General features: G+C 52.4%; 25 protein-coding genes, 1 tRNA gene and 3 pseudogenes. 10 read left to right on the top strand and 19 right to left on the bottom strand.

From position 1 onward, the window contains the following. Positions 1-7: 7 nt before the first annotated feature. The 3 genes from ybaK to ACMV8I_RS08920 form a co-directional block, all read right to left on the bottom strand. A complete protein-coding gene (ybaK, locus tag ACMV8I_RS08930) occupies positions 8-487 on the bottom strand; it encodes a Cys-tRNA(Pro)/Cys-tRNA(Cys) deacylase YbaK (RefSeq protein WP_498864877.1) in 480 nt (159 codons plus the stop codon). Positions 488-842: 355 nt separating this feature from the next. Beyond that, complete coding sequence (locus tag ACMV8I_RS08925) at positions 843-1652, bottom strand: TraB/GumN family protein (protein WP_498864876.1); 810 nt, start codon at positions 1650-1652, stop codon at positions 843-845. 124 nt (positions 1653-1776) lie between these two features. Beyond that, positions 1777-1977, bottom strand: coding sequence for a cation transporter (locus tag ACMV8I_RS08920; protein ID WP_498864875.1), 201 nt, complete (start codon positions 1975-1977; stop codon positions 1777-1779). A 96-nt stretch (positions 1978-2073) separates the two neighbouring features. Between ACMV8I_RS08920 and cueR the strand changes: the two genes are divergently transcribed. After that, positions 2074-2499, top strand: a complete 426-nt coding sequence (gene cueR / locus ACMV8I_RS08915) for a Cu(I)-responsive transcriptional regulator (RefSeq protein WP_498864874.1) — start codon at positions 2074-2076, stop codon at positions 2497-2499. A gap of 4 nt (positions 2500-2503) precedes the next feature. On the opposite strand, the gene ACMV8I_RS08910 is transcribed toward cueR, so the two are convergent. The 5 genes from ACMV8I_RS08910 to tesA all read right to left on the bottom strand — a co-directional run bounded on the left by ACMV8I_RS08910 (position 2504) and on the right by tesA (position 6503). After that, complete coding sequence (locus ACMV8I_RS08910) at positions 2504-2959, bottom strand: NfeD family protein (protein ID WP_498864873.1); 456 nt, start codon at positions 2957-2959, stop codon at positions 2504-2506. Next, the gene (locus ACMV8I_RS08905; RefSeq protein ID WP_498864872.1) at positions 2959-3867 is read right to left on the bottom strand and encodes an SPFH domain-containing protein; all 909 of its coding nucleotides are present in this window, start codon (positions 3865-3867) and stop codon (positions 2959-2961) included. Before ACMV8I_RS08905 ends, ACMV8I_RS08910 begins: the two co-directional genes overlap by 1 nt. 220 nt (positions 3868-4087) lie before the next feature. After that, on the bottom strand, positions 4088-4945 hold the full coding sequence (locus ACMV8I_RS08900) for a co-chaperone YbbN (protein WP_498864871.1): 858 nt from the start codon (positions 4943-4945) through the stop codon (positions 4088-4090). A 92-nt stretch (positions 4946-5037) separates the two neighbouring features. Further along, entirely contained in the window at positions 5038-5814 is a 777-nt protein-coding gene (locus ACMV8I_RS08895) for an SDR family oxidoreductase (RefSeq protein ID WP_498864870.1), read from the bottom strand. A 41-nt stretch (positions 5815-5855) separates the two neighbouring features. Further along, complete coding sequence (gene tesA, locus ACMV8I_RS08890) at positions 5856-6503, bottom strand: multifunctional acyl-CoA thioesterase I/protease I/lysophospholipase L1 (RefSeq protein WP_498865023.1); 648 nt, start codon at positions 6501-6503, stop codon at positions 5856-5858. Between tesA and ybbA the strand changes: the two genes are divergently transcribed. Next, the gene (ybbA, locus tag ACMV8I_RS08885; protein WP_498864869.1) at positions 6474-7160 is read left to right on the top strand and encodes a putative ABC transporter ATP-binding protein YbbA; all 687 of its coding nucleotides are present in this window, start codon (positions 6474-6476) and stop codon (positions 7158-7160) included. The genes tesA and ybbA overlap by 30 nt on opposite strands. Then, the gene (gene ybbP, locus ACMV8I_RS08880) at positions 7157-9589 is read left to right on the top strand and encodes a putative ABC transporter permease subunit YbbP (protein ID WP_498864868.1); all 2433 of its coding nucleotides are present in this window, start codon (positions 7157-7159) and stop codon (positions 9587-9589) included. Before ybbA ends, ybbP begins: the two co-directional genes overlap by 4 nt. A 45-nt stretch (positions 9590-9634) precedes the next feature. Here the strand turns inward: ybbP and purK are convergent, their stop codons facing one another. From purK to ppiB, 4 genes are all read right to left on the bottom strand, one after another. Beyond that, positions 9635-10699: a 5-(carboxyamino)imidazole ribonucleotide synthase gene (gene purK / locus ACMV8I_RS08875; RefSeq protein ID WP_498864867.1), complete on the bottom strand. Its 1065-nt coding sequence runs from the start codon at positions 10697-10699 to the stop codon at positions 9635-9637. Next, positions 10696-11205 (bottom strand): 5-(carboxyamino)imidazole ribonucleotide mutase, encoded by a 510-nt coding sequence (gene purE / locus ACMV8I_RS08870; protein ID WP_498864866.1) that lies wholly within the window; start codon positions 11203-11205, stop codon positions 10696-10698. The genes purK and purE overlap by 4 nt, the downstream gene beginning before the upstream one ends. 157 nt (positions 11206-11362) lie before the next feature. Then, positions 11363-12088 (bottom strand): UDP-2,3-diacylglucosamine diphosphatase, encoded by a 726-nt coding sequence (locus ACMV8I_RS08865; RefSeq protein ID WP_498864865.1) that lies wholly within the window; start codon positions 12086-12088, stop codon positions 11363-11365. A gap of 10 nt (positions 12089-12098) precedes the next feature. Then, positions 12099-12593, bottom strand: a complete 495-nt coding sequence (gene ppiB / locus ACMV8I_RS08860; RefSeq protein WP_498864864.1) for a peptidylprolyl isomerase B — start codon at positions 12591-12593, stop codon at positions 12099-12101. A gap of 219 nt (positions 12594-12812) precedes the next feature. On the opposite strand from ppiB, the gene cysS reads away from it, so the two are divergent. Beyond that, on the top strand, positions 12813-14204 hold the full coding sequence (gene cysS, locus ACMV8I_RS08855; RefSeq protein ID WP_498864863.1) for a cysteine--tRNA ligase: 1392 nt from the start codon (positions 12813-12815) through the stop codon (positions 14202-14204). A gap of 82 nt (positions 14205-14286) precedes the next feature. Here cysS and ybcJ read toward each other — a convergent pair whose 3' ends face one another. Both ybcJ and folD read right to left on the bottom strand, forming a co-directional pair. Next, positions 14287-14508, bottom strand: coding sequence for a ribosome-associated protein YbcJ (gene ybcJ / locus ACMV8I_RS08850; RefSeq protein ID WP_140470623.1), 222 nt, complete (start codon positions 14506-14508; stop codon positions 14287-14289). 28 nt (positions 14509-14536) lie between these two features. Then, on the bottom strand, positions 14537-15403 hold the full coding sequence (folD, locus tag ACMV8I_RS08845; protein WP_498864862.1) for a bifunctional methylenetetrahydrofolate dehydrogenase/methenyltetrahydrofolate cyclohydrolase FolD: 867 nt from the start codon (positions 15401-15403) through the stop codon (positions 14537-14539). Between the two features lie 312 nt (positions 15404-15715). Between folD and ACMV8I_RS08840 the strand changes: the two genes are divergently transcribed. Further along, positions 15716-15792 (top strand) — tRNA-Arg (locus ACMV8I_RS08840). A gap of 15 nt (positions 15793-15807) precedes the next feature. Here the strand turns inward: ACMV8I_RS08840 and ACMV8I_RS08835 are convergent. Continuing rightward, entirely contained in the window at positions 15808-16971 is a 1164-nt protein-coding gene (locus tag ACMV8I_RS08835; RefSeq protein WP_498864861.1) for a tyrosine-type recombinase/integrase, read from the bottom strand. Between the two features lie 244 nt (positions 16972-17215). Then, on the bottom strand, positions 17216-17428 hold the full coding sequence (locus ACMV8I_RS08830) for a hypothetical protein (RefSeq protein WP_498864860.1): 213 nt from the start codon (positions 17426-17428) through the stop codon (positions 17216-17218). A gap of 271 nt (positions 17429-17699) precedes the next feature. On the opposite strand from ACMV8I_RS08830, the gene ACMV8I_RS08825 reads away from it, so the two are divergent. Next, positions 17700-17954 carry a hypothetical protein gene (locus ACMV8I_RS08825; protein WP_498864859.1) on the top strand — a complete coding sequence of 85 codons (255 nt, stop codon included), beginning with the start codon at positions 17700-17702 and terminating at the stop codon, positions 17952-17954. A 159-nt stretch (positions 17955-18113) separates the two neighbouring features. Here ACMV8I_RS08825 and ACMV8I_RS08820 read toward each other — a convergent pair whose 3' ends face one another. Together ACMV8I_RS08820 and ACMV8I_RS08815 are read right to left on the bottom strand one after the other, a co-directional pair. Then, positions 18114-18560 (bottom strand): hypothetical protein, encoded by a 447-nt coding sequence (locus tag ACMV8I_RS08820; RefSeq protein WP_498864858.1) that lies wholly within the window; start codon positions 18558-18560, stop codon positions 18114-18116. Positions 18561-18637: 77 nt separating this feature from the next. Further along, a complete protein-coding gene (locus ACMV8I_RS08815; protein ID WP_498865036.1) occupies positions 18638-19165 on the bottom strand; it encodes a hypothetical protein in 528 nt (175 codons plus the stop codon). A gap of 517 nt (positions 19166-19682) precedes the next feature. Between ACMV8I_RS08815 and ACMV8I_RS08810 the strand changes: the two genes are divergently transcribed. The 4 genes and pseudogenes from ACMV8I_RS08810 to ACMV8I_RS08795 all read left to right on the top strand — a co-directional run. Then, a complete protein-coding gene (locus ACMV8I_RS08810) occupies positions 19683-20321 on the top strand; it encodes a putative metallopeptidase (protein WP_498864857.1) in 639 nt (212 codons plus the stop codon). A gap of 31 nt (positions 20322-20352) precedes the next feature. Continuing rightward, positions 20353-20610, top strand: a pseudogene (locus tag ACMV8I_RS08805) (DUF2280 domain-containing protein); the annotation flags it as partial. 1842 nt (positions 20611-22452) lie between these two features. Beyond that, entirely contained in the window at positions 22453-22707 is a 255-nt protein-coding gene (locus ACMV8I_RS08800) for a hypothetical protein (RefSeq protein WP_498864856.1), read from the top strand. A 146-nt stretch (positions 22708-22853) separates the two neighbouring features. Further along, a pseudogene (locus tag ACMV8I_RS08795) lies at positions 22854-23063 on the top strand (Fic family protein); the annotation flags it as partial. Positions 23064-23142: 79 nt separating this feature from the next. On the opposite strand, the pseudogene ACMV8I_RS08790 reads toward ACMV8I_RS08795, so the two are convergent. Further along, positions 23143-23525 (bottom strand): annotated as a pseudogene (locus tag ACMV8I_RS08790) (hypothetical protein). Positions 23526-23583 lie beyond the last annotated feature (58 nt).

Below are 23583 nucleotides of genomic sequence, written 5' to 3'. Positions count from 1 at the left end.
AAATGAGTCAGTCGATTTTTGCGATGTCGGCAAACTTTCCGCGTAGCAGGCTACAAAGATCGCTGGCGGCCAGTTCAATATCAAGTCCGCGTTTACCGCCGGATACAAAAAGGGTGGCAAAGTTCTGTGCAGAGCTGTCGATCACCGTAGGCAGCAGTTTTTTCTGCCCCAGAGGACTTATTCCACCCACCAAATATCCGGTCACGCGCTGCGCTAGCTGCGGATCTGCCATATCGGCTTTCTTAACGCCCAGCGCTTTGGCGACTTTCTTCAGATCCAGCTGGTTGGCAACTGGCGTTACGGCCACCGCCAAATTTTTTGCATCACCGTTAAGCGCGACCAGTAACGTTTTATAAACCTGATGTGCATCCAGCCCAAGCTTTTTGACCACTTCATCACCGAAATTGGTTTCATCACTGCTGTGTTCATAGTGGTGGAGACTGAAGGCCACCTGGTTTTTTTCCAATAAGTTAACTGCGGGTGTCATGGCTGACCTCTGATAAAACGCTGATAAAATAATGCAATAAAAAAAAGCCATCGTGTCTTCCGCCGTAAAGGGTTTCAGGCGACTACGATGACTTAATTAACAGAAAAATAATAACCTTGCTCAATCTTCTGATAGTAAACAATAAAGGTCGTTTATTGAACCGATTACAAATAGTAGTCCAGTGATTGGGTGTTGCCAAGACCCAATGCAGGTTGCTAACCTACCATCGCCGGTGCCTTGCCCTGCGAAGGGTCAGCGCTGAAGCTATAATTAATAAAAGAAGTTCCTCTTTGACTGGCCAATAGGAATATTGGCCATTTTTTTATTCCTCTTTATCCTTCGAACCGCCCCAAAGTCAGCGTTTATCATCCTGCAACAGATCCGGTAAATTCCCCTCACCATAAAGATGCAGCGCACCGACCGCCACCACATATTTTCCTGGTGGCAGGGCGTTCAGCTGCTGTTTCCAGCGCTGATTGCGTTGGTGCATTAACACATCGTATAACTCATTGCTGAACGTATTGGGTAACTGTTCCATCGCTTGGCTTGGCTGTGATTCAAGCCACCAGCTGATCATGGTTTGCAGCAGACGTGCGTTGGTGTGCCAGTGGAGCAGGGTGTCTTCGAGCAGCGTGCGCCCGTTTTCTGGTAACTGCTGCAGCAGGGCCAACTGTTCCTGTGGGCCTTCGAGCTCAATCACTTTTTTCTGCTGCCGTCGCGCAGCATGTAGTAACTGATAGTCGATACCGTACTCGCCACGTAAGCCCAGACGCTGAGCCTGTCCGGCCTGCAGCATCAATGCCACCTGCCAACAGGGCAGGCTGTTCATGCTGTACACCGAAGTACCGAGTTCATCACACAGACTTTCGACTTGCTGATATTGCTGTTCTGTCAGTCGTTCGGCGAGAGGGGAGAGATCGTCCATCTGACCAAAGGGTGAGTCGGCGCCGCTGATATCAGCTTCGACAATCAACGCATCGGCCTGGGAAAGACGTGTAAGCAGGATCTCGGGCAGCGGCTGCATGTCCATCGTGCCCATATGAATGCTGCCCACCAGATGCAAATGTTGATCGCCTGAAAGCTGAATATCGATGGCCGGATAGTGATATTCAGCGGGCGAAAGCAGATCCAGCCAGCGGGCAAGCTGGTAAAAAATATGGCCCATATGGCGTTGTCTCCTTCAATGAACGAAGGGACATGCTAGCGCGTCATCGGTTCAGCGAACAGAGGGAAAGTCTTGATTTTTCTGCCGTAGCGCAAACAAAGGGCTAGCTTTGGCTGACTGTCGGTCAGGATGCGAGTTCGGCGTGATAGCCGGCTTCTTCAACCGCGTCGATCAACTGCTGGCCGGAGGCTGAGCTTTGCACCACGGCCTTGTTCAGTTCCACGTCAACCTGAGTGGTGCCGGGAACGGCTTCCAGCGCTTTGCGGGTGGAGGCTACACAGTGTCCGCAGGTTAAACCTTCAAGATTCAAAATAGTGGTCGTCATGGTGTTGCCCTCATCATTATCGTTGCGACCGGTTGGCCTTTTTTGTTTCAGGCGGTAGGATAAACCTTCCGCCAAGGGGAAGGTCAAGGGAACGAAATGAATATCAGCGATGTGGCAAAAAAAACCGGACTGACCAGCAAGGCAATCCGCTTCTATGAGGAGAAGGGGCTGATCACCGTACCGATGCGCAGCGGGAATGGCTACCGTAGCTATGCACCCAAGCATATCGAAGAACTGACTTTACTACGCCAGGCACGACTGGTGGGTTTTACGCTGGAAGAGTGTCAGGAGCTGGTGGCATTATTCCACAACCCTGAGCGTCACAGTGCGGACGTCAAAGCGCGGACGTTGGAGAAGGCCGCCGAGATTGCGCGGCACATCGAAGAACTGAAGGCGATGCATCAGCGACTGCTGACGTTGGCGGAGTCCTGCCCAGGAGATGAAGGAGCGAATTGCCCCATCATCGATAACCTCAGCGGCTGCTGCCATTCCTCTTCATCATTGAAAGTGCAGCAGCGTTAGCTGTTTAACTTCTTGTGGGTTCAACCCGCAAAGTAATCCCTTCTACCTGAGTGATCACTACGTCATCGCCGACGCTTAATAGCGCGGTGCTGGTTATGCGCCAGGTGCTGTCACCGATGCGTACGCGGCTATAGCCGTTACTCATCGGCTCCAATACCGTAGCATGCATACCCACCATCTGCTGTCCGCGCTGGTTCAGTGAACCGTTCTGCGGGTCGGATTTCTGGCGGCGGCTCAGCCACCGCCACCACAGCCATGCGGCCACCATTGTTAGCACTGCAAAGCACAGACCCTGCCATTCCCACGGCAGTGGCAACACCCAGGTCAGCAAACCGACCAGCGCCGCCGCAATACCACTCCACAGCAAATAACCGCTCGCACCGAGCAGTTCCGCTGCCAGCAGCAGTCCGCCGAGCGACAGCCAGAAAAGGTGCGGGCTTGCTATAAGCTGTTGCAGCATTATTTGCCGCCTTTGGTTTCTTTCAGTAATTCAGCGATACCGCCAATCGAGCCCATCAGGCTGCTGGCATCCAGTGGCATCATGATCACTTTACTGTTGTTAGCTGAGCCGATTTTGGTTAGTGCGTCGGTATATTTCTGCGCCACAAAGTAATTGATGGCGTGAACGCTGCCAGCCTCGATGGCTTCAGAAACCATTTTAGTGGCCTGCGCTTCGGCTTCGGCGGCACGTTCGCGGGCTTCAGCCTGTAAAAATGCGGACTGACGCTCACCTTCGGCCTTCAGTATTTGTGACTGCTTTTCACCCTCAGCGCGCAAAATGGCGGACTGACGTACCCCTTCTGCTTCCAGAATATCAGCACGCTTGGTACGTTCCGCTTTCATCTGTGCGTTCATCGCAGAGATCAGTTCAGCAGGCGGGCGCACGTCACGGATCTCAATACGGGTGATCTTGACGCCCCACGGGTTGGTAGCTTCATCGACAATGTGCAGCAGGCGGGCGTTGATGTTATCGCGCTGCGAAAGCATTTCATCGAGCTCCATCGAGCCCAGTACTGTACGGAAGTTTGTCATGGTCAGGTTGACGATGGCCTGCTCCAGGTTACTGACTTCATACGCGGCACGCGCCGGATCGATAACTTGAATAAAGCATACGGCGTCAATGGCAACGTTGGCGTTGTCACGGGAGATGATCTCCTGTGAAGGAATATCCAGCACCTGCTCCATCATGTTGATTTTACGGCCTACGCGGTCAACAAAAGGCACCACCAGATTCAGGCCTGGCATTAGTGTTTTAGTGTAACGGCCGAAACGCTCGACGGTCCACTGGAAGCCTTGTGGCACAATTTTGACACCGGCAAACACCACCAGCAGCGCGAGAACAATAAGAATGGGAATAACGGTAAGCATGATATAGAACTCCTGTAATCCGATGTCCTGGGCGTTTTTTCTGGATATTTTTCAGAAAAAACATATTCCTGTAAGCAAATGGACAGGCTTTGCTCAGCGAGATTGTCGCACAGTTCGATACGAAGTCGTATTGATTAAGGATAGTTCAGAGAGTGGGAATAAGATGGCGTGAAATAAAACAACGCGGCGGTTCACCGAAGGAACCGCCGCGGCAGAGCAATCAGTACAGCAGAGAATATAGCTGGCGGCGATATTTAGCCGCCAGCGCGTCTCCGGTGCCCAGAGCGGCGAGAATATCCATCAGTGTTTTACGGGCGGTACCGTTGGCTGCGCCGAGATCTTTTTTCAGCGGAGCCATCAACAGTTCCAGCGCCTCTTCATTGCGCCCGACGGCGTGCAGTTGCAGGCTGAGTTTAACCGCCAGTTCGATGTTCTCTGGCTCCTGTAGAAATTGTTGCTGCAGTTGCTGGATCTCCGGCGTATCGGCAGCCTGTTTCAGCAGCTCGATTTGCGCTACCAGACCTTGATAGCGAGAATCTTTATCCTGCAAAGGAATGGTTGCCAGCACTGCTTCAGCCTCTTCGCTGCGGTTAAGCTGGATCTGCACGTCCGCCAGCATCAGGCCGATGTCGCTGCGCTGATTGCTCAACTGCCATGCCTCTTTAAGTAGCGGCAGGGCAGCGGTGAGATCGCCTGCTTCGATCAGCTCCTGCGCCTGAGCGACTTTCAGCTCTTCTTCTTTCGGCAGAACTTTATGCAGCAGCTCGCGGATCACTTGTTCCGGCTGAGGACCCTGGAAACCGTCCACCGGCTGGCCGTCTTTAAACAAGTAGACTGCCGGAATAGAGCGCAGGCCAAACTGTTGAGCGATGGCCTGTTCTGCGTCACAGTCGACTTTGGCGAGGATCAGCTGTCCGGCATATTCAGCCGCCAGCCGGTCAAGAATTGGCCCGAGTTCCAGACAGTGCTGGCTGCGTTCAGACCAGAAATAAAACATCACCGGCAGCGACATGGATTGTTCCAGCGTCTGGTGCAGGTTGGTCTCGTTGATATCGATAATCGAAGGTTGTACAAGCATGAATTGGATTCTCTTATTTCTGACGCAACGGTATGAGTATATAGGTTTAAATGGGGGCGGCTTTCGTCGCTTCAACCCCTAAAACCGTGGCGTTAACTATTACCACGCAGCAATTTATCCAGCAGACGACCGGGCAACAGGCGTTTGAGCACCGACAAGGCGTGGGCGACCAGCGTGACCGGATAGCGCAGGCGGGCTTGTCGACTTTCTAAAGCATGGTGCAATTTCGGCAATACTGCCTCTGGTGTGAGGGTAAAACGCTGGGCAATACCGGGATTGTTCACGGGTTTATCGGCCTGCGACTGATTCACGTTCTGGGTGAAATTACTGCTGAGTGGTCCCGGCTCAATCAAACTGACCTGGATGCCGGTGCCGTGCAGCTCCATGCGTAGCGTGTCGGACCAGGCCTCCAGCGCATATTTGCTGGCAGCATACGCCCCGCGGCCCGGCGTGCTCACCAGACCCATCACCGAACTGGTCTGAATAATTCGCCCTTCGCCGTGCGCCAGCATGGCGGGTAACAGCAGTTGGGTCAGTTGATGAGTGCCGAACAGATTGGTGGAAAATTGTTGCTCAAACTGTTCCCGGCTGACCGTATGCAACGGGCCGTAAACGCCGTAACCGGCATTGTTGAACAAGCCATAAAGCCGGTTGCCGGTCAGGGTCAACACGTCGGCGGCGGCGCGGGCCACGCTCTGTTTGTCATCCAGATCCAGCGCAATGGTTTCAAAGCCCAATTGACGCAGGTTTTCAAGATCCTGCGTTTTACGACAGGCGGCCAGAACGCGGTAACCACGGTTACGTAAATCCTGTGCAGCCACCAGGCCAATACCGCTGGAGCAACCGGTGATCAATACTGCTTTTTGCATAACTTTACCTGTCAGAAGCCCCTATTTTTCAGGACTGTGGTTTACTTAGTGTTGATCAGCGGTGCCAGTTTGTCTGCCATCCAGTCGGCAATAAATGACTGGGCGGCCTGTGCAGGATGCAAACCATCGTCCTGCATCCATTCCGGTTTCAGCGCCACTTGCTCCATAAAGAACGGGACCAGCGGAATATCGTTTTGTTTGGCCAACGCCGGGTAAAGGGCATAAAACGCGTCAGTATAACGGCGGCCATAGTTCGGCGGCAGGCGGATTTGCATCAGCAAAGGTTGGGCGCCAGCCTGTTTTACCAACTTAATTATCTGGGTAAGCGTCTGGGAGATAGCCGGTGGAGCAAAACCGCGCAGACCGTCGTTGGCCCCCAGTTCAATTAACACCCAGCGCGGATGATGCTGTTTCAGCAGCGCGGGCAGGCGCGCCAGCCCCTGTGCGGCGGTATCTCCGCTGATGCTGGCATTAATAATGTTCGGTTTACCGCCTTCATGCTGCCACTTTTTATTGAGCAGCGATGGCCATGAATTGTCGGCAGGCAGACGGTAAACGGCGCTCAGACTATCACCTATTATCAGCAAATTATCAGCTGCTGCGGCCCGAAAACTCACTGTCGCAGTGACCAGTATTGATACAAGTAAAAGGAAAGGAAGATGCCAGCGGGAAACGTTCTTGAAGTTCATCATCTTAGTAAACACGTCGGTCAGGGTGAAAGTCAGTTAACCATCCTCTCCGGTGTGGAGCTGGTTGTCAAACCGGCGCAAACTATCGCGCTGATTGGCGAGTCTGGTTCGGGCAAGTCAACGCTGCTTGGGATCCTCGCCGGTCTTGACGACGGTACCGGGGGTGAGGTGAAACTGTTGGGACAGTCGCTGACGGACATGAATGAAGAGGGTCGTGCCGCGCTGCGGGCCAAAAACGTCGGTTTTGTCTTTCAATCCTTTATGTTGGTGCCGACGTTGAACGCGCTGGAAAACGTCCAGCTTCCGGCCCTGCTACGTGGCGAATCTGACGCCAGCAGCCGCACGCAGGCCGTGCAGCTGCTGCAACAGCTGGGGTTGGGTGAACGTCAACATCATTTGCCTGCGCAGCTCTCAGGCGGTGAACAGCAGCGTGTTGCGCTTGCTCGCGCATTTATTGGCAAACCAAAATTGTTATTTGCCGATGAGCCGACCGGTAATCTGGACCGCGCCACCGGTGAGCGCATCGTTGATCTGCTTTTCTCGCTCAACCGCGACGCTGGCACCACGCTGATATTGGTCACCCATGATGAACAACTGGCGGCCCGCTGCCAGCGTCGCCTGCGTCTGCGTGATGGAAAATTGTGGGAGGAAGCATGATTTGGCGCTGGTTCTGGCGTGAGTGGCGGCAACCGTCACTGCTGATTGTCTGGCTGGCGCTGACGCTGGCAGTGTCATGCGTTTTGGCGCTTGGTAGCATCAGCGATCGCATGGAAAAAGGGCTAAGTCAGCAAAGCCGTGACTTTATTGCCGCTGACCGTGTGCTGCGCTCTGCGCGCCCGATCACCGAAGCCTGGTTAGAAGACGCCAGCAAACAGGGTCTGAAAGTCAGCCGCCAACTGAGTTTTATGACCATGACCTTCGCTGGCGACACCCCGCAACTGGCGGATGTGAAAGCCACGGATCAGGCCTATCCGCTGTATGGCGACTTACAAACTCAGCCGCCGGGTGTTAAGCCAGAGCCCGGCACGGTGCTGGCCGCGCCGCGCTTAATGGCGCTGCTGAACGTCAAAGTGGGGGACAATCTTGAGGTCGGCGATGCGACGCTGAAAATTGCCGGTGAAGTCATTCAGGAGCCGGACTCAGGTTTTAATCCGTTCCAGACCGCACCGCGCGTGATCATGAATTTGGATGATGTGCCGAAAACCGGTGCGATTCAGCCCGGTAGCCGCGTCACTTACCGTTATATGTTTGCCGGATCGCCGGAAAACATTAAAACCTACGGCGATGCCATCCAAGGGCTGCTGAAACCTGACCAGCGCTGGTACGGCATGGAAGATTCTGAAGGGGCACTGGGGAAATCCTTGCAACGTTCCCAACAGTTCCTGCTGTTGTCCGCGTTGTTGACCCTGATGCTGTCAATCGCCGCGGTCGCGGTCGCCATGGGGCATTACTGCCGTAGCCGCTACGATTTAGTGGCGGTACTCAAAACCCTCGGTGCAGGTAAAACCGCGCTACAGAAGCTGATCATCGGCCAGTGGGTCTCGGTGCTGTTGCTGGCGGCAGTGTGCGGTAGCGTCATTGGGCTGCTGTTTGAAGCCTTACTGATGAAAATGCTGGCACCGGTGTTACCGGCGGCTTTGCCGCCGTCGGGCATCTGGCCATGGGTCTGGTCGATGGGGTCGCTGGTGGTGATTTCGCTGCTGGTCGGTGCACGGCCTTACAAACAGCTGTTGGCAACCCAGCCGCTGCGCGTTCTGCGTAACGACGTGGTGGCTAACGTCTGGCCGCTGCGCTGGTTTATTCCGGTGATGCTGGTGATTGTGGTTGGCCTGCTGGCGGCGCTGGTCGGGGGCAGTACACTGTTGTGGTCACTGCTGGCGGGCGTGATGGTGTTGTCGCTGCTGCTCGGTGCTATTGGCTGGGGCAGTCTGTTGCTGCTGCGGCGGATCACCGTCGGCAAGCTGCCGCTGCGTCTGGCGATCAACCGTCTGGTGCGCCAGCCGTGGGTGACGCTTAGCCAGCTGGCGGCGTTTTCCATGTCATTTATGTTGTTGGCCTTGCTGCTGGTGCTGCGCGGTGATCTGCTCGACCGCTGGGAGCAGCAGTTGCCGCCGGACAGCCCGAACTACTTCCTGCTGAATATCACCAAAGATCAGGTGCCACAGGTGACCGATTTTCTGCGCCAGCATCAGACGGAGCCGGAAACCTTCTATCCGATTGTTCGCGTCAGGCTGACCAAGATAAACCAGCATATCGCGACCGACATCATCAAACCTGACGATGCGGCGGGCGAGGCCGTCAACCGTGAGCTGAATCTGACCTGGATGCAGGGGCTACCTGATCACAATCCGCTGTTAGCAGGCAACGGGCCACCGCAGGCCGGTGAAGTCTCGATAGACGACGGACTGGCAGGGCGGCTTGGCGTGAAAATCGGCGATACGCTGACCTTCAGCGGCGATACTCAAGAGTTCAGCGCCAAAATCTCCAGCCTGCGTAAAGTGGACTGGGACAGCCTGCGACCAAATTTCTACTTTATCTTCCCGTCGGGCGCGCTGGATGCGCAGCCGCAAAGCTGGCTGACCAGTTTCCGTTATCATGGTGACGGCAAAACGATTACCCAGCTTAACCGCCAGTTCCCAACGCTCAGTTTGCTCGACATAGGAGCCATGCTGAAACAGGTTGGACAGGTGTTGCAGCAGGTGAGTCGTGCCCTGGAAGTGATGGTGATTTTGGTGATGCTGTGCGGCGGCTTATTGCTGTTGGCGCAAATTCAGGTGGGAATGCGTCAGCGTCGTCAGGAGTTGATCGTCTACCGCACGCTGGGTGCCAGCAAAAAACTGTTACGCAGCACGCTGTGGTGTGAGTTCGCCGTACTGGGGCTGGTGGCCGGTATTGCTGCCGCCGTCGGCGCTGAAGCTTCACTGTGGATACTGCAACGTAAGGTGTTTGATTTCCCATGGGAGCCGAATCTGGTTCTGTGGTGGTCGGTACCGCTGGTGAGTGCGCTGCTGCTGTCACTGTGCGGCGGCTGGATGGGCGTGCGATTGCTGCGGGGAAGGGCGCTGTTTAAAGCGTACGGTGGTTAAGTAAAACACCGCCTCCGGTATATAACGGAGGCGGTACGGAACACATCAAAGCTTCGCAATGGCCCATTCGATCCCGCTTTTGTACTCTGGCGGTAGCATCGGGACCAGTGCGTTCAGCGTCTCTTTCAGTAACTCTGAGCTGGCGTCATTCAGATTCAGATGGCCGACCTTGCGGCCTTCGCGCACCTCTTTCTCGTACCAGTGCAGGTTCACCAGCGGCAGAGTCAGCCATTCGGTCGCGACATCCGTGCCAATCAGATTGACCATCACCGACGGCGTACTGACCACAGGTTTCGGCAATGGCAGATCGAGAATGGCGCGGAGATGCATCTCGAACTGGCTGTAGGATGCGCCGTTTTGCGTCCAGTGCCCGCTGTTGTGGACACGCGGTGCCAGTTCGTTGATCAGTAAACCTTCGCTGACCACAAAACACTCCATCGCCATCACGCCAACATAATTCAGTTCATTGAGGATGGCTGACAACATACTTTCGGCCTGTTGTTGCAGCGCGGCGTTGGGTGTGGGTAGCGCGACGCTGGTGCGCAGAATACCGTCCTGATGCAGATTGTGAGTCAGCGGATAGAATACGGTCTGGCCGTCGTGGCCGCGCGCGCCAACCAGTGACACTTCGCCAGAGAAATTGATGCCTTGCTCAACGATACACTCGCCGTAGCAATCAGCAGGTAATGTGTTTTCTTCACCGGGACGCAAGCGCCACTGGCCACGGCCGTCGTAACCACCAACGCGGCGTTTTACAATTGCCAGTTCGCCGAGCTGTGCGAACACCTGTTGCCACTCGGCTTCATCGGCCAGTAATTGCCACGGTGCCGTCGCCAGCCCGAGCTGGTCGAGCAGTTGTTTTTGCGTCAGGCGGTCGGCCAGACGCGGGAAAATATCACGGTTAACAAAGCTTTTGTGCGTCGCCAGTTCGCGGGTCAGTGCGGTTTCCGGCCAGCGTTCAATTTCTGCGGTGATCACGCTCTGCTGAAAAGGCACCGCTTCGGGTTCGGCATCAAGGCCAACCGGATAAACGGCAATACCTAACGGCTCACCGGCCTGACGCAGCATTCTGCCTAACTGGCCGTTACCGAGTACGCAAACCGGCTTCATACTTCCTCCCGTGGATCGGGATTATTCAGCACTTCATCAGTTTGCGCCTTGCGCCACGCCGCCAGACTTTTGCCAATCTCCGCGTCGTGCAGCGCCAGAATCTGTGCTGCCAGCAGGGCTGCATTCGCCGCACCGGCTTTACCGATAGCCAGCGTACCGACGGGAATGCCGCGCGGCATCTGGACAATAGAATACAGGCTGTCGACGCCGCTCAGGGCCGCGCTTTGTACTGGCACACCCAGCACTGGCACCAGCGTTTTTGCTGCCAACATACCGGGTAAATGGGCTGCGCCGCCCGCGCCTGCGATAATCACATCCAAACCGTTTTCAGATGCCTGTTCTGCAAAACTGAACAGTTTATCTGGCGTGCGGTGAGCGGAAACAACTTCGACATGGAAAGGAATATTCAGCGTTGTGAGAACCTCGGCGGCGAACTGCATGGTCGCCCAGTCACTTTTAGACCCCATAACGATGGCGATTTTTGCCGGGGTAACGTTGGATGACATGTCTGTAAAGCTCCTGTGATTAAACAAGCGTTGCCAGACTTTCCGAGGTTTTACACCGAGGTTTTCTGGCGGAGAGGGCGCAAATCATATCATGCTCACAAAGCGAGGAAAACGATTGCGTAGCGGGTTTGTATGAGAAGCAGAGCTGGAGGGAAGATCAGAACGGAAAGGTGACTAACTCTACGCCGTTGGCGCTAACGGTGATCATCGAACCTTCTTCATGCCAGGCTCCCAGCACTGCGCGGTGGCCAGTCTTACCGTTTTTTAGCAGTATGTTGTGGATAGCGGGGCGATGGGTATGGCCGTGGATCATCCATTCGACATCGCTCTCCTGCATCGCGTTGATCACCGCCTGCGGATTGACGTCCATGACCTCCAGCGATTTTCCGCTGTTGGATGCTTTACTGTCGGCGCGCATTCTGGCCGCAATGGACAGACGCCATTTTAGCGGCAGAGCGAGGAAGATTTTCTGAATTAGCGGATTGCGCACTTTCTTGCGGAAACGTTGATAGCCGGTGTCGTCAGTACAGAGCGTGTCGCCGTGCAAAATCAGTAACCGGCGGCCATACAGTTCGAGCACTTGGGTTTCCGGCAGAATTTGCATCAGGCTGTCACGGGCAAAACGCCGCCCAACCAGAAAGTCGCGGTTACCGTGAATAAAAAAACAGGGCACACCTTGCTGGTGGAGGGTGTTGAGCGCCGCTGCGATGTCGCCGTGCAACGGTTGCGGATCGTCGTCGCCTATCCAGGCTTCGAATAGATCCCCAAGGATGTACAACGCATCGGCCTGCGGCGCATCTTCGCGTAAAAAACGCAGAAAACCGGCAGTAATTGCCGGTTCCTGTGCGCAAAGATGGATATCTGCGATAAAAAATGTGGCCATTAAAGGTCAGTTATTCGCTGACGGTCACACTTTGGATCACAACATCTTCTTTTGGAACGTCCTGATGCATGCCGCTGCGGCCTGTTTTCACGGCTTTGATCTTCTCAACTACGTCCAGACCATCGGTCACTTCTGCAAACACACAATAACCCCAGCCCTGGTCGTTTTCACCCGTATGGTTAAGGAAATCGTTGTCGCTGACGTTGATGAAGAACTGTGCAGTAGCAGAATGCGGGTCATTGGTACGGGCCATTGCCAGCGTACCTTTGTTGTTTTTCAGACCGTTATTGGCTTCATTTTTGATTTGCGCATCGGTATTTTTCTGATTCATGCCTGGCTCAAAGCCGCCGCCCTGAATCATAAAACCGTTGATGACACGGTGGAAAATGGTGTTGTCGTAGAAACCCTTACGGCAATAGTTAAGAAAGTTTTCGACGGTGACCGGTGCCTTGTCCGCGAAAGTTTTAATAACAATGTCGCCGTGGTTGGTGTGTAAAGTGACCATAATAATCATCCTGCTTATGTTGATGTGTGCTCTTCGTGTGAGCCGCTACTATAGCCTTCTCTTATACCATAACTCAAAAGCAGGCGTCAGCAGCCTTATCCTACTTATAAACAATGCACGAACAATGGACACACAGCGGCTTATGCCGTTTCGGTAGAGTCATTTTCGTTATATTATGAACCCAATTGACATTTTCAATGCCCAACACGGAATAGCCTGATGCTGAAGATTTTTAATACCCTGAGTCGCCAAAAAGAGGAATTCAAGCCAATTCATGCCGGTAAAGTCGGTATGTACGTGTGTGGGATAACCGTTTACGACCTGTGCCACATCGGCCATGGTCGCACATTTGTGTCATTCGACGTGGTGTCACGCTATCTGCGTTATCTGGGCTATGACCTAAAATATGTGCGCAATATCACCGATATTGATGACAAAATCATTAAACGTGCAGCAGAAAAGGGCGAAGCTTTTACCGCACTGACTGACCGTATGATCGCCGAGATGCACACTGATTTTGCTGCGCTCGGTATTCTTCCTCCGGACGCTGAGCCGCGTGCGACAGGTCATATTGCTGAAATCATCGAGATCGTGCAAAAGCTGATCGATCGCGATCACGCCTATGTGGCCTCCAACGGCGACGTGATGTTCTGGGTAGAAAGTGACCCTGATTACGGTCTGTTGTCGCGTCAGGATCTGGATCAGTTGCAGGCCGGTGCACGCGTTGAAGTGGCCGCCGATGTAAAACGTAACCCGATGGATTTCGTGCTGTGGAAAATGTCTAAGCCGGGGGAGCCAAGCTGGACTTCACCTTGGGGTGAAGGGCGCCCGGGCTGGCATATCGAATGTTCAGCCATGAACTGCAAGCAGCTTGGCGAACATTTTGATATTCACGGCGGCGGTTCTGACCTGATGTTCCCACATCACGAAAACGAAATCGCTCAGTCGAGCTGTGCCCATGACGGCCCTTACGTCAATACCTGGATGCACTCTGGCATGGTGATGATCGACCGCGAGAAGATGTCCAAATCGTTGGATAACTTCTTTACCGTGCGCGATGTCCTGAAATATTACGACGCCGAAAGCGTGCGCTACTTTCTGATGTCCGGCCACTACCGCAGCCAGCTGAACTACAGCGAAGAGAACCTCAAGCTGGCGCGTACCTCGCTTGAGCGTCTGTACACTGCACTGCGCGGCACCGATGCGCAGTCTGCATCTGCCGGTGGCGAAGCCTTCGTGACACGCTTTCGCGAAGCAATGGACGATGATTTCAACACACCGGAAGCCTATTCCGTTCTGTTTGACATGGCGCGCGACATCAACCGCCTGAAAGTGGAAGACATGCAGGCCGCCAATGGATTAGCCGCCGAACTGCGCACGTTGGGCGGCGTGCTGGGCCTGCTGGAGAAAGATCCTGAGCAGTTCCTGCAATCCGGCGCGCAGGCGGATGACGATAGCGAAGTGGCGGAGATCGAAGCGCTGATCAAACAGCGTAATGACGCCCGTGCCAGCAAAGACTGGGGCATGGCTGATATGGCGCGCGATCGCTTAAACGAGATGGGAATTGTGCTGGAAGATGGCCCGTCAGGTACAACCTGGCGTCGTAAGTGATCTTTTTGATGTGCTAAAACGGCATAAAAAAAACGCGGTCGGGTTATCCCCTCCGCGTTTTTTTATGCTCAGAACCGAAGGCTTATTCGGCTGAGGCTTTGACGACCAGCTTGCTGCTGGCGAACTCAACTTGCTGATCGGCAAGGATTTTACAACGTTTGCGGGTTTCTACCTGCCCGTTGACCTTCACCTGACCTTCAGCAATCACGGCTTTAGCCGCTGCGCCGCTTTCACACCAGCCCATAAATTTGAGCAGGTCGCACAGTTCAACGTGCGGGTGTTTTTCGAGAAAAAAAGTTTCCATGGTTTCCTGACTTATTTGTTACTGACTTTTAGTTGGCGCTGATGTCGTGATATTCCTCGCAAGCCTGCAAGGTATTTTGAATCAGCGTCGCGACCGTCATCGGGCCTACGCCGCCCGGCACCGGTGTAATAAATGAAGCGCGCTCAGCGGCGGCATCAAATTCCACATCGCCGACAACTTTACCACTTTCCAGACGGTTTATACCGACATCCACTACGATTGCGCCCGGTTTAATCCATTCGCCGGGAATAAACCCCGGTTTACCGACGGCAACCACCACCAGATCGGCGTTTTCGACATGGTGACGCAGATTTTTGGTAAAGCGGTGCGTGACGGTGGTGGTACAACCGGCCAGCAGCAGCTCCATGCTCATCGGGCGGCCCACGATATTGGATGCGCCAATCACCACGGCATTCAGCCCGAAGGTATCGATGCCATAACGTTCCAACAGAGTCACAATGCCGCGCGGAGTGCAAGGGCGCAGAGTCGGCGCACGCTGACACAGGCGGCCGACATTATAAGGGTGGAAGCCGTCAACGTCTTTGTCTGGGTGAATACGTTCCAGAACCTTGATGTTATCGATGCCCGCAGGCAGCGGCAACTGAACCAAAATGCCGTCGATGGCGTCGTCGTTGTTTAGCTCATCAATGAGCTTAAGCAACTCGCCTTCGGAAGTGCTGACGGGTAAATCATAAGAGCGTGATAGAAAACCCACTTCTTCGCAGGATCGGCGCTTGCTGGCGACGTAAATCTGCGACGCCGGGTTCTCTCCGACCAGGACCACAGCTAAGCCCGGCGCACGTTTACCGTCAGCCAGTCTTTGTTTCACTTTTTCCGCAACTTCATTTCTGACCTGCTGCGCAATCGTTTTACCGTCAATAATCTTCGCTGACATCGGGGCGTAAATCCATCAATTAAAAAATGCAGGGGATGGGCTATTTTGGCAGATGCGGCGCGCGCTGTCAGGCGCTGAATTGTCTTGGTCAATAAAATAGCAGCAGGGTGGCGCAGAAGCTTGCTGGAATGGCGCTATGACGACGGTCATCAATTCAGAGAGATAGATTTTCGCGGACTCACGGTAAAAGCGCGCAGAGCAGAGAATAAGAGCAAATTGTTCAGTCATTAAGCAGTGAGTTCAAAAGCCATTGACTCACTGCGGTCTGCCCGTATAATCCGAGTCCGCAACGCTCCCTAACGGGACTGCAATGCGCCCTTAGCTCAGTTGGATAGAGCAACGGCCTTCTAAGCCGTAGGTCACAGGTTCGAATCCTGTAGGGCGTACCATTTAAAATCAATCAGTTACGCCTTCTTAGATTCACCATCAAAATCCAAAAGTGCCAGATTAGTGACATGAGTCGCCATAACGTCATCGATTTTGCGTGCGTGCTCGGTCAGGTGATTTGGTGACAGGTGTGCATACCTGCGTACCATTTCGATAGATTCCCATCCACCCATTTCCTGCAAAGCAGAAAGTGGAACCCCGGCCTGAACTAACCAACTCGCCCAGGTGTGTCTCAGGTCATGGAACCGGAAATCTGTAATTCCTGCCCGCTTTAATCCAGTCCTCCAAGCCGTGTTATCATCAACGCGCATCTTTCTCACTTCTGCCGTCTTTGTCCCGTCAGCGCGGTGCCATGCTGAATTGTGAACAAACACAAACCGGTGGTGACGACCAATCTGCTCTTTCAGAACTTTGCATGCGGTATCATTCAGTGCCACGCCGATAGCCTTGCCCGCTTTGGCGTTCTCTGGATGTATCCATGCAACCTTCCTTTGCATATCAATCTGCGACCATTCCAAATCCAAAATGTTAGACCGGCGTAGCCCGGTGGCCAGCGCGAATATAACAATCGGCTTGAAGCCATCAGGCATACATTCGATGAGCGCTAATGCCTCTTCGCGTGTGAGCCACTTCACTCTGCGCGAGATAGGCTTTCTGGTCTTGATGACTGGAGCCTTGCTTAGCCATTTCCACTCATCGGCGGCGATCCGGAATAGTCCGCGAATAAATGAGAGGTATTGGCTGCGCGTGGCCGCCGATATCAGCTTCTCTTTGTACTCTGGGACAGGCTTACCTTTTCGCTCTGCTGCATCCCTGCGCGACTCCCATATCTGCCTGTGCTTCCTGTTAGGCATCCGTGCCACCGCTTTCATCACCTTATCCTCAGTGATGCTGGATAGCGGCTTGCCGGAGAAATGACCCAAGAAAAATTCAATCTTCGTGCGGTCATCGTCCAGTGATCGCTTATGCTCCTTTTCATTCAGCCAGCGCAGACATGTTTCGTCGAAAGTATGCTCGGCTATCTCACCGAGCTTATCTACGCGCCACGCCTCTGCCTTTAGCTGATCGAATAGCTCCTGCGCTTGCTTCTTGTCTGACGTTCCAAGGCCGCGTCTAACTCTTTCGCCGTCCGGGCGAACGAAATCACAGTACCAGTTGCCGTACCTTTGTTTGAGCCCCATGCAGTATTCCTCTCTGTATGGCCGACTCCTGCATTCACGGCCTGATTGTGTTGCTGATTGTGGATATATTCAAGACATGCTGACTTCAGGATTTCGAATCGACCGCCTCCGTTAGTTCCGGATTTCCCGGCAATGAGCTTTCCAGCCTTAATTAACTGGCGAACAGTACGGGGTGATTTCTTGAGAAAACCTGAAGCTTCAGACAGGTTGAATAGCACATCGTCCATGCGTATATCTGCCATACTTACCTCTCTTCAAATTGGCCGTTGAGCACGCCAATCGTCCACAGAAAATCAACCAATCGGTAGATCGGCTTAATGGGCTGATAGTGGCGTTTGATTATCGGGCCGGAAAGTTTATCGAATGGGGTTTTGGGATTGGCCTGTACGGCCTGGTGCAACTCGTCGCTGCATCTTCGCGCAGCGGAGCGCAGGGCGTTTCGTTCCAACTCATTCACATGGCGGCTCCTTCATCTCGTTTATGCGGCTGGTTTTGTTGTAACGCGCCAGCAAGAACAGGCAGGTAATGACCGACCTGAGCTTTTACGCGTGAGTTGCGCGCTGGTGGAATGGTGGTGAAATTTGCAGGGACCAGCTCGATATCGTTGAACGGATTTTCGTTGCCCCAGTGATGCCAGCCACCAACGTCGCCGCGGCTGAACAGCTCTATGCGGGAAACGTTGTGGAGAAATCCGGTACCGAAATGGCTGGTATGCCCACTCTGACCAAATGAACGCAGCGGCCGCCAAGAAGCAGAAGAAAGCCGAGGCGAAGCTTGAGCCTATAGAGCAGAAGGCAGCAAAGGCCAAAGACGATGGAAAGGTCATCTACAAAACAATTACCCGCGAAGTGGTGAAATATGTCCAAGACCCGAATCATATCAAGTGTGATTTTGATGCTACTGCTATCCGGTTGCGTCAGCAGTCAATCGACGCTGCCAACAATATCACAGGATTTGATGACGCCACCGTGCAAGGGAAGTGACGCCGGGAAGGATAGTGACGAAGACTTACAGGCAGACAAGGAAACTGCAGAATGTTTGCGAGAACTTCGCTTGAATATCTACCGCTGGCAAGCTTGGTATAGGACTGCTTTTTAGTGGCAGCCATATAAAGTCACTAGCTTGCTTAAATGCTTTATTTTTTAGGCGTTAACTGAAATCAAACCTGACGCTGAGGCAGATGAGATCAACTTGTTCACGACCTTAAGCTCAAGGTTTTGATCATAGGATGCATCATGACCCTCTTCAGAGTCCGGGGCATCAAAAGTCAAAATCCCAGTTGAAGTAATGAAACAGCGAAGGACGACAATATCCTTATTTTTTTCCGTAAAGAAAAACTCAATCTCAGCGATTAGGGTTTTACCAAAAAAAACAAATCTGTCCCTTGTATGGCAAGAGAACTTCAATTTTGGAATCGAAAAATAAAGTGAGTTGTCCTCATTGATGTATATATCTAAGCAACTTTTAAGAGAACCTTTTGCTTCCCAGTATTCCACCATCCCATTTTTGAAGTGTTCAATTTCATTATCAAGATAAGTGCCGAAATTCTTCAGCGCTGAATGAATGTCCCCAATTAGTATTTGACTCATACAGTTTTCCCTCAGAGGTTTAAATGGCACTCACCGACAAGCAAGAAATGTTCTGTCGCGAGCACCAATGATGAATATCAGTTTTTTTGACGCTCAAAGCGGATGTTAACCTTATGCCCTTTGATGGTTACGTCTTGTTGATGACCCGGCAACATGATACCAGACCAGTAAATTGATTGACCATTGATCGCCCGCAGGAAGCGAACAGTATATTCATTATTATTCTTAGTGACCTGAATTGTTAAGAATTGCATCTCTTCACCCCTCTGGCGAGATGGCGTTTGCGGCACGACCAAGCCTAATCCCTGGGTCATAAAGCGCTTACCATCAATCGTCACTGCTACCCAAAAGGATTCATAGGGGTCAGCACAATCTCTGACTGTCTGCTTAGGTTCCCCAAAGGCTTCAAACGTAACTGTTGAGCATAGATCGCTATTAGCCTGAGCGGAGTAAGAGAGACCTAAGAGGATAAGCACAAGTGCATTGGCTGTAGTTCGTGTGTTCATAGTCACCATGAGCGAAGAGAATTTCAAGAATACATCGGCATTATCTTTATAAACTTGATTGGGAATATTAAAAATGACCAAACCAGACTGGGAGGCCATCGAATCGGCATACCGAGTTGGCTTGATGTCTGTCCGTGAAATTGCATCTTGACGCAACATCACCCAAAGGGCGCGAAGGAAATGCTAAGTCAGACGATTACTCAATCCGAATCTGTGAGCGATAGGCTAACTTAATTGGTAAGGCTACATGGGTTGGGGTTAAACTGAATTAGTCGAAACGCGTAGCGTCTCTCAGCGGTTGCCTCCTGAGACTGATGATGACAGGCATGTTAGGGATTCTCGATGGCTTAACCTCGTTACGTCTTTTCTTTGTCGCGGAATTAATTGGTTTGTCCGCAGATTTTATCTGCAAGGAGGGTTCATATATGGGCAATAAACTTTGTGGGATATTAACTCAAATGAATTTTGTCAAAAGACCTGTTTTTACAGTTCTGGAGGCGTGCCGCGTTTACAGGGAACCCCTGCTGATGAGCTTGTGAAAACCAAGCGAAAAACGAATGAGAACTAAACCGCCTCCGGGCGGTTTTTTATTGCCTGCAGATAAGGGAGCAACCGAATGCCAACTCTCTCAAATGACACGCAAAAACCAATACCTCCACTTTCCTTAATTGATGAGTTTCGCTCGTACAATCGCCTTATCCATGCGCCTGAAATCATGGATTGGGCAATTCAGCAAATAATCGCTGAAGACGGTGATCTCCATAACCCCGACCATGTTCACCTAGTAGATGCCGACATCCGTTTTATGTGGGCTGCAAACGCCTTTGCTAAAACTGGTCGGACGGTTCTCGGACAGGCTGAACAAGTCGCAATGAGGGCAGGAGGTTGGCAGAAGACCCGCATGGAACAGCAGATGCATGAATGGTTCGGTGAAGTGCCAACGTTCATCATCACCCTGGCTGCTGACTTCTGCGCGCTGTGCACCGATCTGGAGTTCTGCGCGCTGGTTGAACATGAGCTTTATCACATCGCCCAGGCTACTGATGAATTCGGCGCTCCAAAATTCAACCGCGATACCGGAAAACCGGTACTTAAATTGCGTGGCCACGACGTCGAAGAGTTCGTTGGCGTGGTGCGCAGATACGGTGCCAGCGTTGAAGTGCAAGAGCTGGTTGATGCTGCAAACCGGCCAGCGGAGGTGGCTCACCTTAATATTGCCAGAGCATGCGGGACGTGCCTGCTCAAATTGGCTTAAAAATTAGACAGAATTAGACGGATGGTGAAACATGGCATCACTGAAATCAGAAGTGAAAGCCTTCATCGTTCAATCGCTTGCATGCTTCGATCCCCCCTCTCAGGTAGTCGATGCCGTCTTAAAAGAATTCGGCGTCAAAATCACGCGCCAGCAGGCTGAATCGCACGATCCAAACAAGGCCGCCGGTAAGACTCTCGCCAAGAAATGGATCGATATGTTCAACGCGACACGCGACCGATTCCAGAATGAGACGGCGGACATTGCGATTGCGAATAAAGCATACCGGTTACCCTCCCAGGCAGCAAACGCGATGCCTTACCTTGCGCTTGGAGCTGTTACTGGATCAGCGGCCGCAGGCGGTGGCACTGGCAATCCTCGACCAAGCAACGGCGGCCACATGAATGGCATGACCAACCTGGCCACGGCATATGTGGGATATGAGCTTTTTAACTCCATCACAGAAAAAGGCATTTCCTACGAGCGAGAGTTAGCACGTTTGCGCCAGATGGGACTCAATACGGCTCAAATTAACGAAGCCAAGGCGTTTACGGATTCCCATAGCGTCATGAACACGTCCAGACTCGACCGGTTGCGTATATTTACCGACGCACAAGGCTCATTCCGGGAGTCAGGTATGGGCGGTAAGAAGGCCATGGAAGCGGCAGAGATCATGATGCCAATTCTAGCAAAATATGAGGTTGCTTCTCAGGCTTTAAGCGGACAATCTCAGGCCGCCGCAGGCGGTAATATGCGAAACCTCAACAAAATTGTAGAAATCATGGGCGGACTGAGCGATACCGCGAAAGCTTCCAGTATCGTTGATGGTGTTTTTAAAGCGTCACAATCGAGCGGGGGGATGGTGGATCCTCGGGCGCTTAAATTATTTGTAGCCCACGGCAGTACAGCGACAAACCACCAAAGTATCCGGGCAATAATGGGGGCGCTTGAGCCGATAATCGGTGAAATGGGCGGTGATGTAACGGCTAACGGTATGCTGACCGCTTATAACCGTATCAGTGGCAATATGTCTTTGGTGCCAAAAAATCTCCGCAGGGAAATGGCAAGGTTGGGTATCGCTGACGGTACAGGCATAGAGCAATTCCGAAGTCTTACCAACCTGCAAGCAACGAACCTACCCGGCTACATAAAAAAGATGATGCAAATATACAAAGCACACGGCATCACCAATTCCGTAGATATTGAACATGATAACTCCATCCTATTTGGCCGTGGCGGCGCGAAAATTTATAACCGGATCATGGCGCAGATGGGCACCATTGAGCAGTCGCTGGGTTCCTATGATATTTCACGGGGAACGATGCCTATCCTTAACGACCCCAATAACCACGTACTGATGGCTAGGGAGGCAATGGCGAAGTCCTTTGAAGACCTGCAGATTGCCTTAGCGCAAAAAGGCGGCGTGATGGAGAGCTTTACCCGTGGAATAGATAATGTGACGAAAGGGATCAACGTCCTGACGCGGGCGGTAGGTTCGCATCCCAATATGGCGAGATACGCTATGGATGGGGTGATGGTAATTACTGCCTTGGCTGGTATGAGTGGCGGTATGTGGATATTGAAACATGCAGCCGGTGCGCTGATAGGGCCAATAAAGTTTTTGGGTGGCAAAGGTGGGATCCCTCTGCTCTCGAAAGCGATAGGAGACATGCCAAACGTAGTGGCTCTAGCCGCCGCAGCCATTGGTACTGAGTTAGGCGTAGAAATATATCGCAGATTTATGGCGGCCAAAAATGGCACACCCTACGACCAGTTACCCACGCAAACCCAAGAGATGGCGGAGCGTGACCGTTTGGCAAAGAGGAATTGGGCAATTAGTCACCCTGGTCAGCCTTATGTCGGATCGCGAGTATGGGATTTAAACGGCATACCGGCAAAGCCTGGTGTATCTAAAGCATCACAATTCCCAGCAGTCCCACCGAAGCAACCTATAACGATGAATATCACGGTTCAAAGCATCTTGGATGGTAAAAAAATTGGTGAACATGTGACTAAATATCAGACGCGAGAAGCAACGAAAGCCCCATCCGGCACAAGCGCCTTTGACTCATTAATGACGATGACTCATCCAGGGCAAGTAAGTGGATTATCAACAAACTAGCGGGGGGGATATATGGATTTGCTGGAATTATCGGAACTCTTTGATTCTGCATCCCTGACCTTACACCACCAGCTTGAGATAACCGTCCGGGACTATGCGAAAGAAGTCGAAAAAGAAGCCAAAGAAGAAATAGGGCATTACCAGTCAGCGGTAACGAATGACAGCACCGATCTTCCAGTGGAAGAAGCCCAGACTTATGCGATAAAAAACGGGTTGTGGGTCATGATTGGCATCAGTGATCAATGCCGTAGTAAGTGGCGAATTTGAGTTGTTGTCCACTTACATTTGATTTGTTGGTTTACTCATTTTTGAGTTAATTTTAAAAATACCACCATGTAACATATAGATTATAATGGTTTTTTTATGGTAATTTCGAGATATCACTATGCAACCAATTAAGATAACTAACCACCATGGCTGAATTTAACCACTTTGAACTTGGGCTTCTAAATCCGGATTTCGACTCTCCGTTAGTTGATGTGCTCACTGAGTTGGAGCTACTCAGACATTTGAGGCTAGAAACGGATGTTCACCCAATACTTTTCGTACAGTTAAAAGATGTTTTTCATATGCTGGAAAGCCTCGGATCTGCAAGGATAGAGGGCAACCATACGACTCTCGCGGGGTGATCAAAACTCTGCGTGAAGCGGGGTTTATCCCAGATCTCTAACGTGAAAGCTGGCTATGAAGCCAGCATTTTCTTCACCAGTTGATGATTATCTCCCTGACGCTTTCAGGCGCTATAAATATCCTTATCGCACGCCTTACCTGCTTTAGTCTGATGCCGCCGTCATCTCGTATTCCGGAACATGTTCCAGGCAAGCCATCCCGCGAGACATTACACCACACGCCTTTACCGCTGCCGGATTGCGTAGTGTCCTGACGTTGCTCATAGTTGGTGATTTTTCTAGCAGGCCATCACGAACCATCGTTTCCAGCGTTCGCCGGGTAGATTCCAGATAATGCCTTGAGTTGAAGGAGTCCAATCCCTGAACCAGATACGCCACGCCGGACACATCGAAAGGGGGGCGCCGAACTCCCCCGTAATCCGTTGTTGACACCCACTCGAGGTTAGCGTGCGTAATCTCAAGTCATGGAATTAACTCAGATAGTTTGAATGCCGCATCCCTGCGGCTAACCTGT

It is taken from the genome of Ewingella sp. S1.OA.A_B6, assembly GCF_049889095.1.
GTDB lineage: Bacteria > Pseudomonadota > Gammaproteobacteria > Enterobacterales > Enterobacteriaceae > Ewingella.
This window is presented reverse-complemented; position numbering and strand designations above follow the sequence as displayed.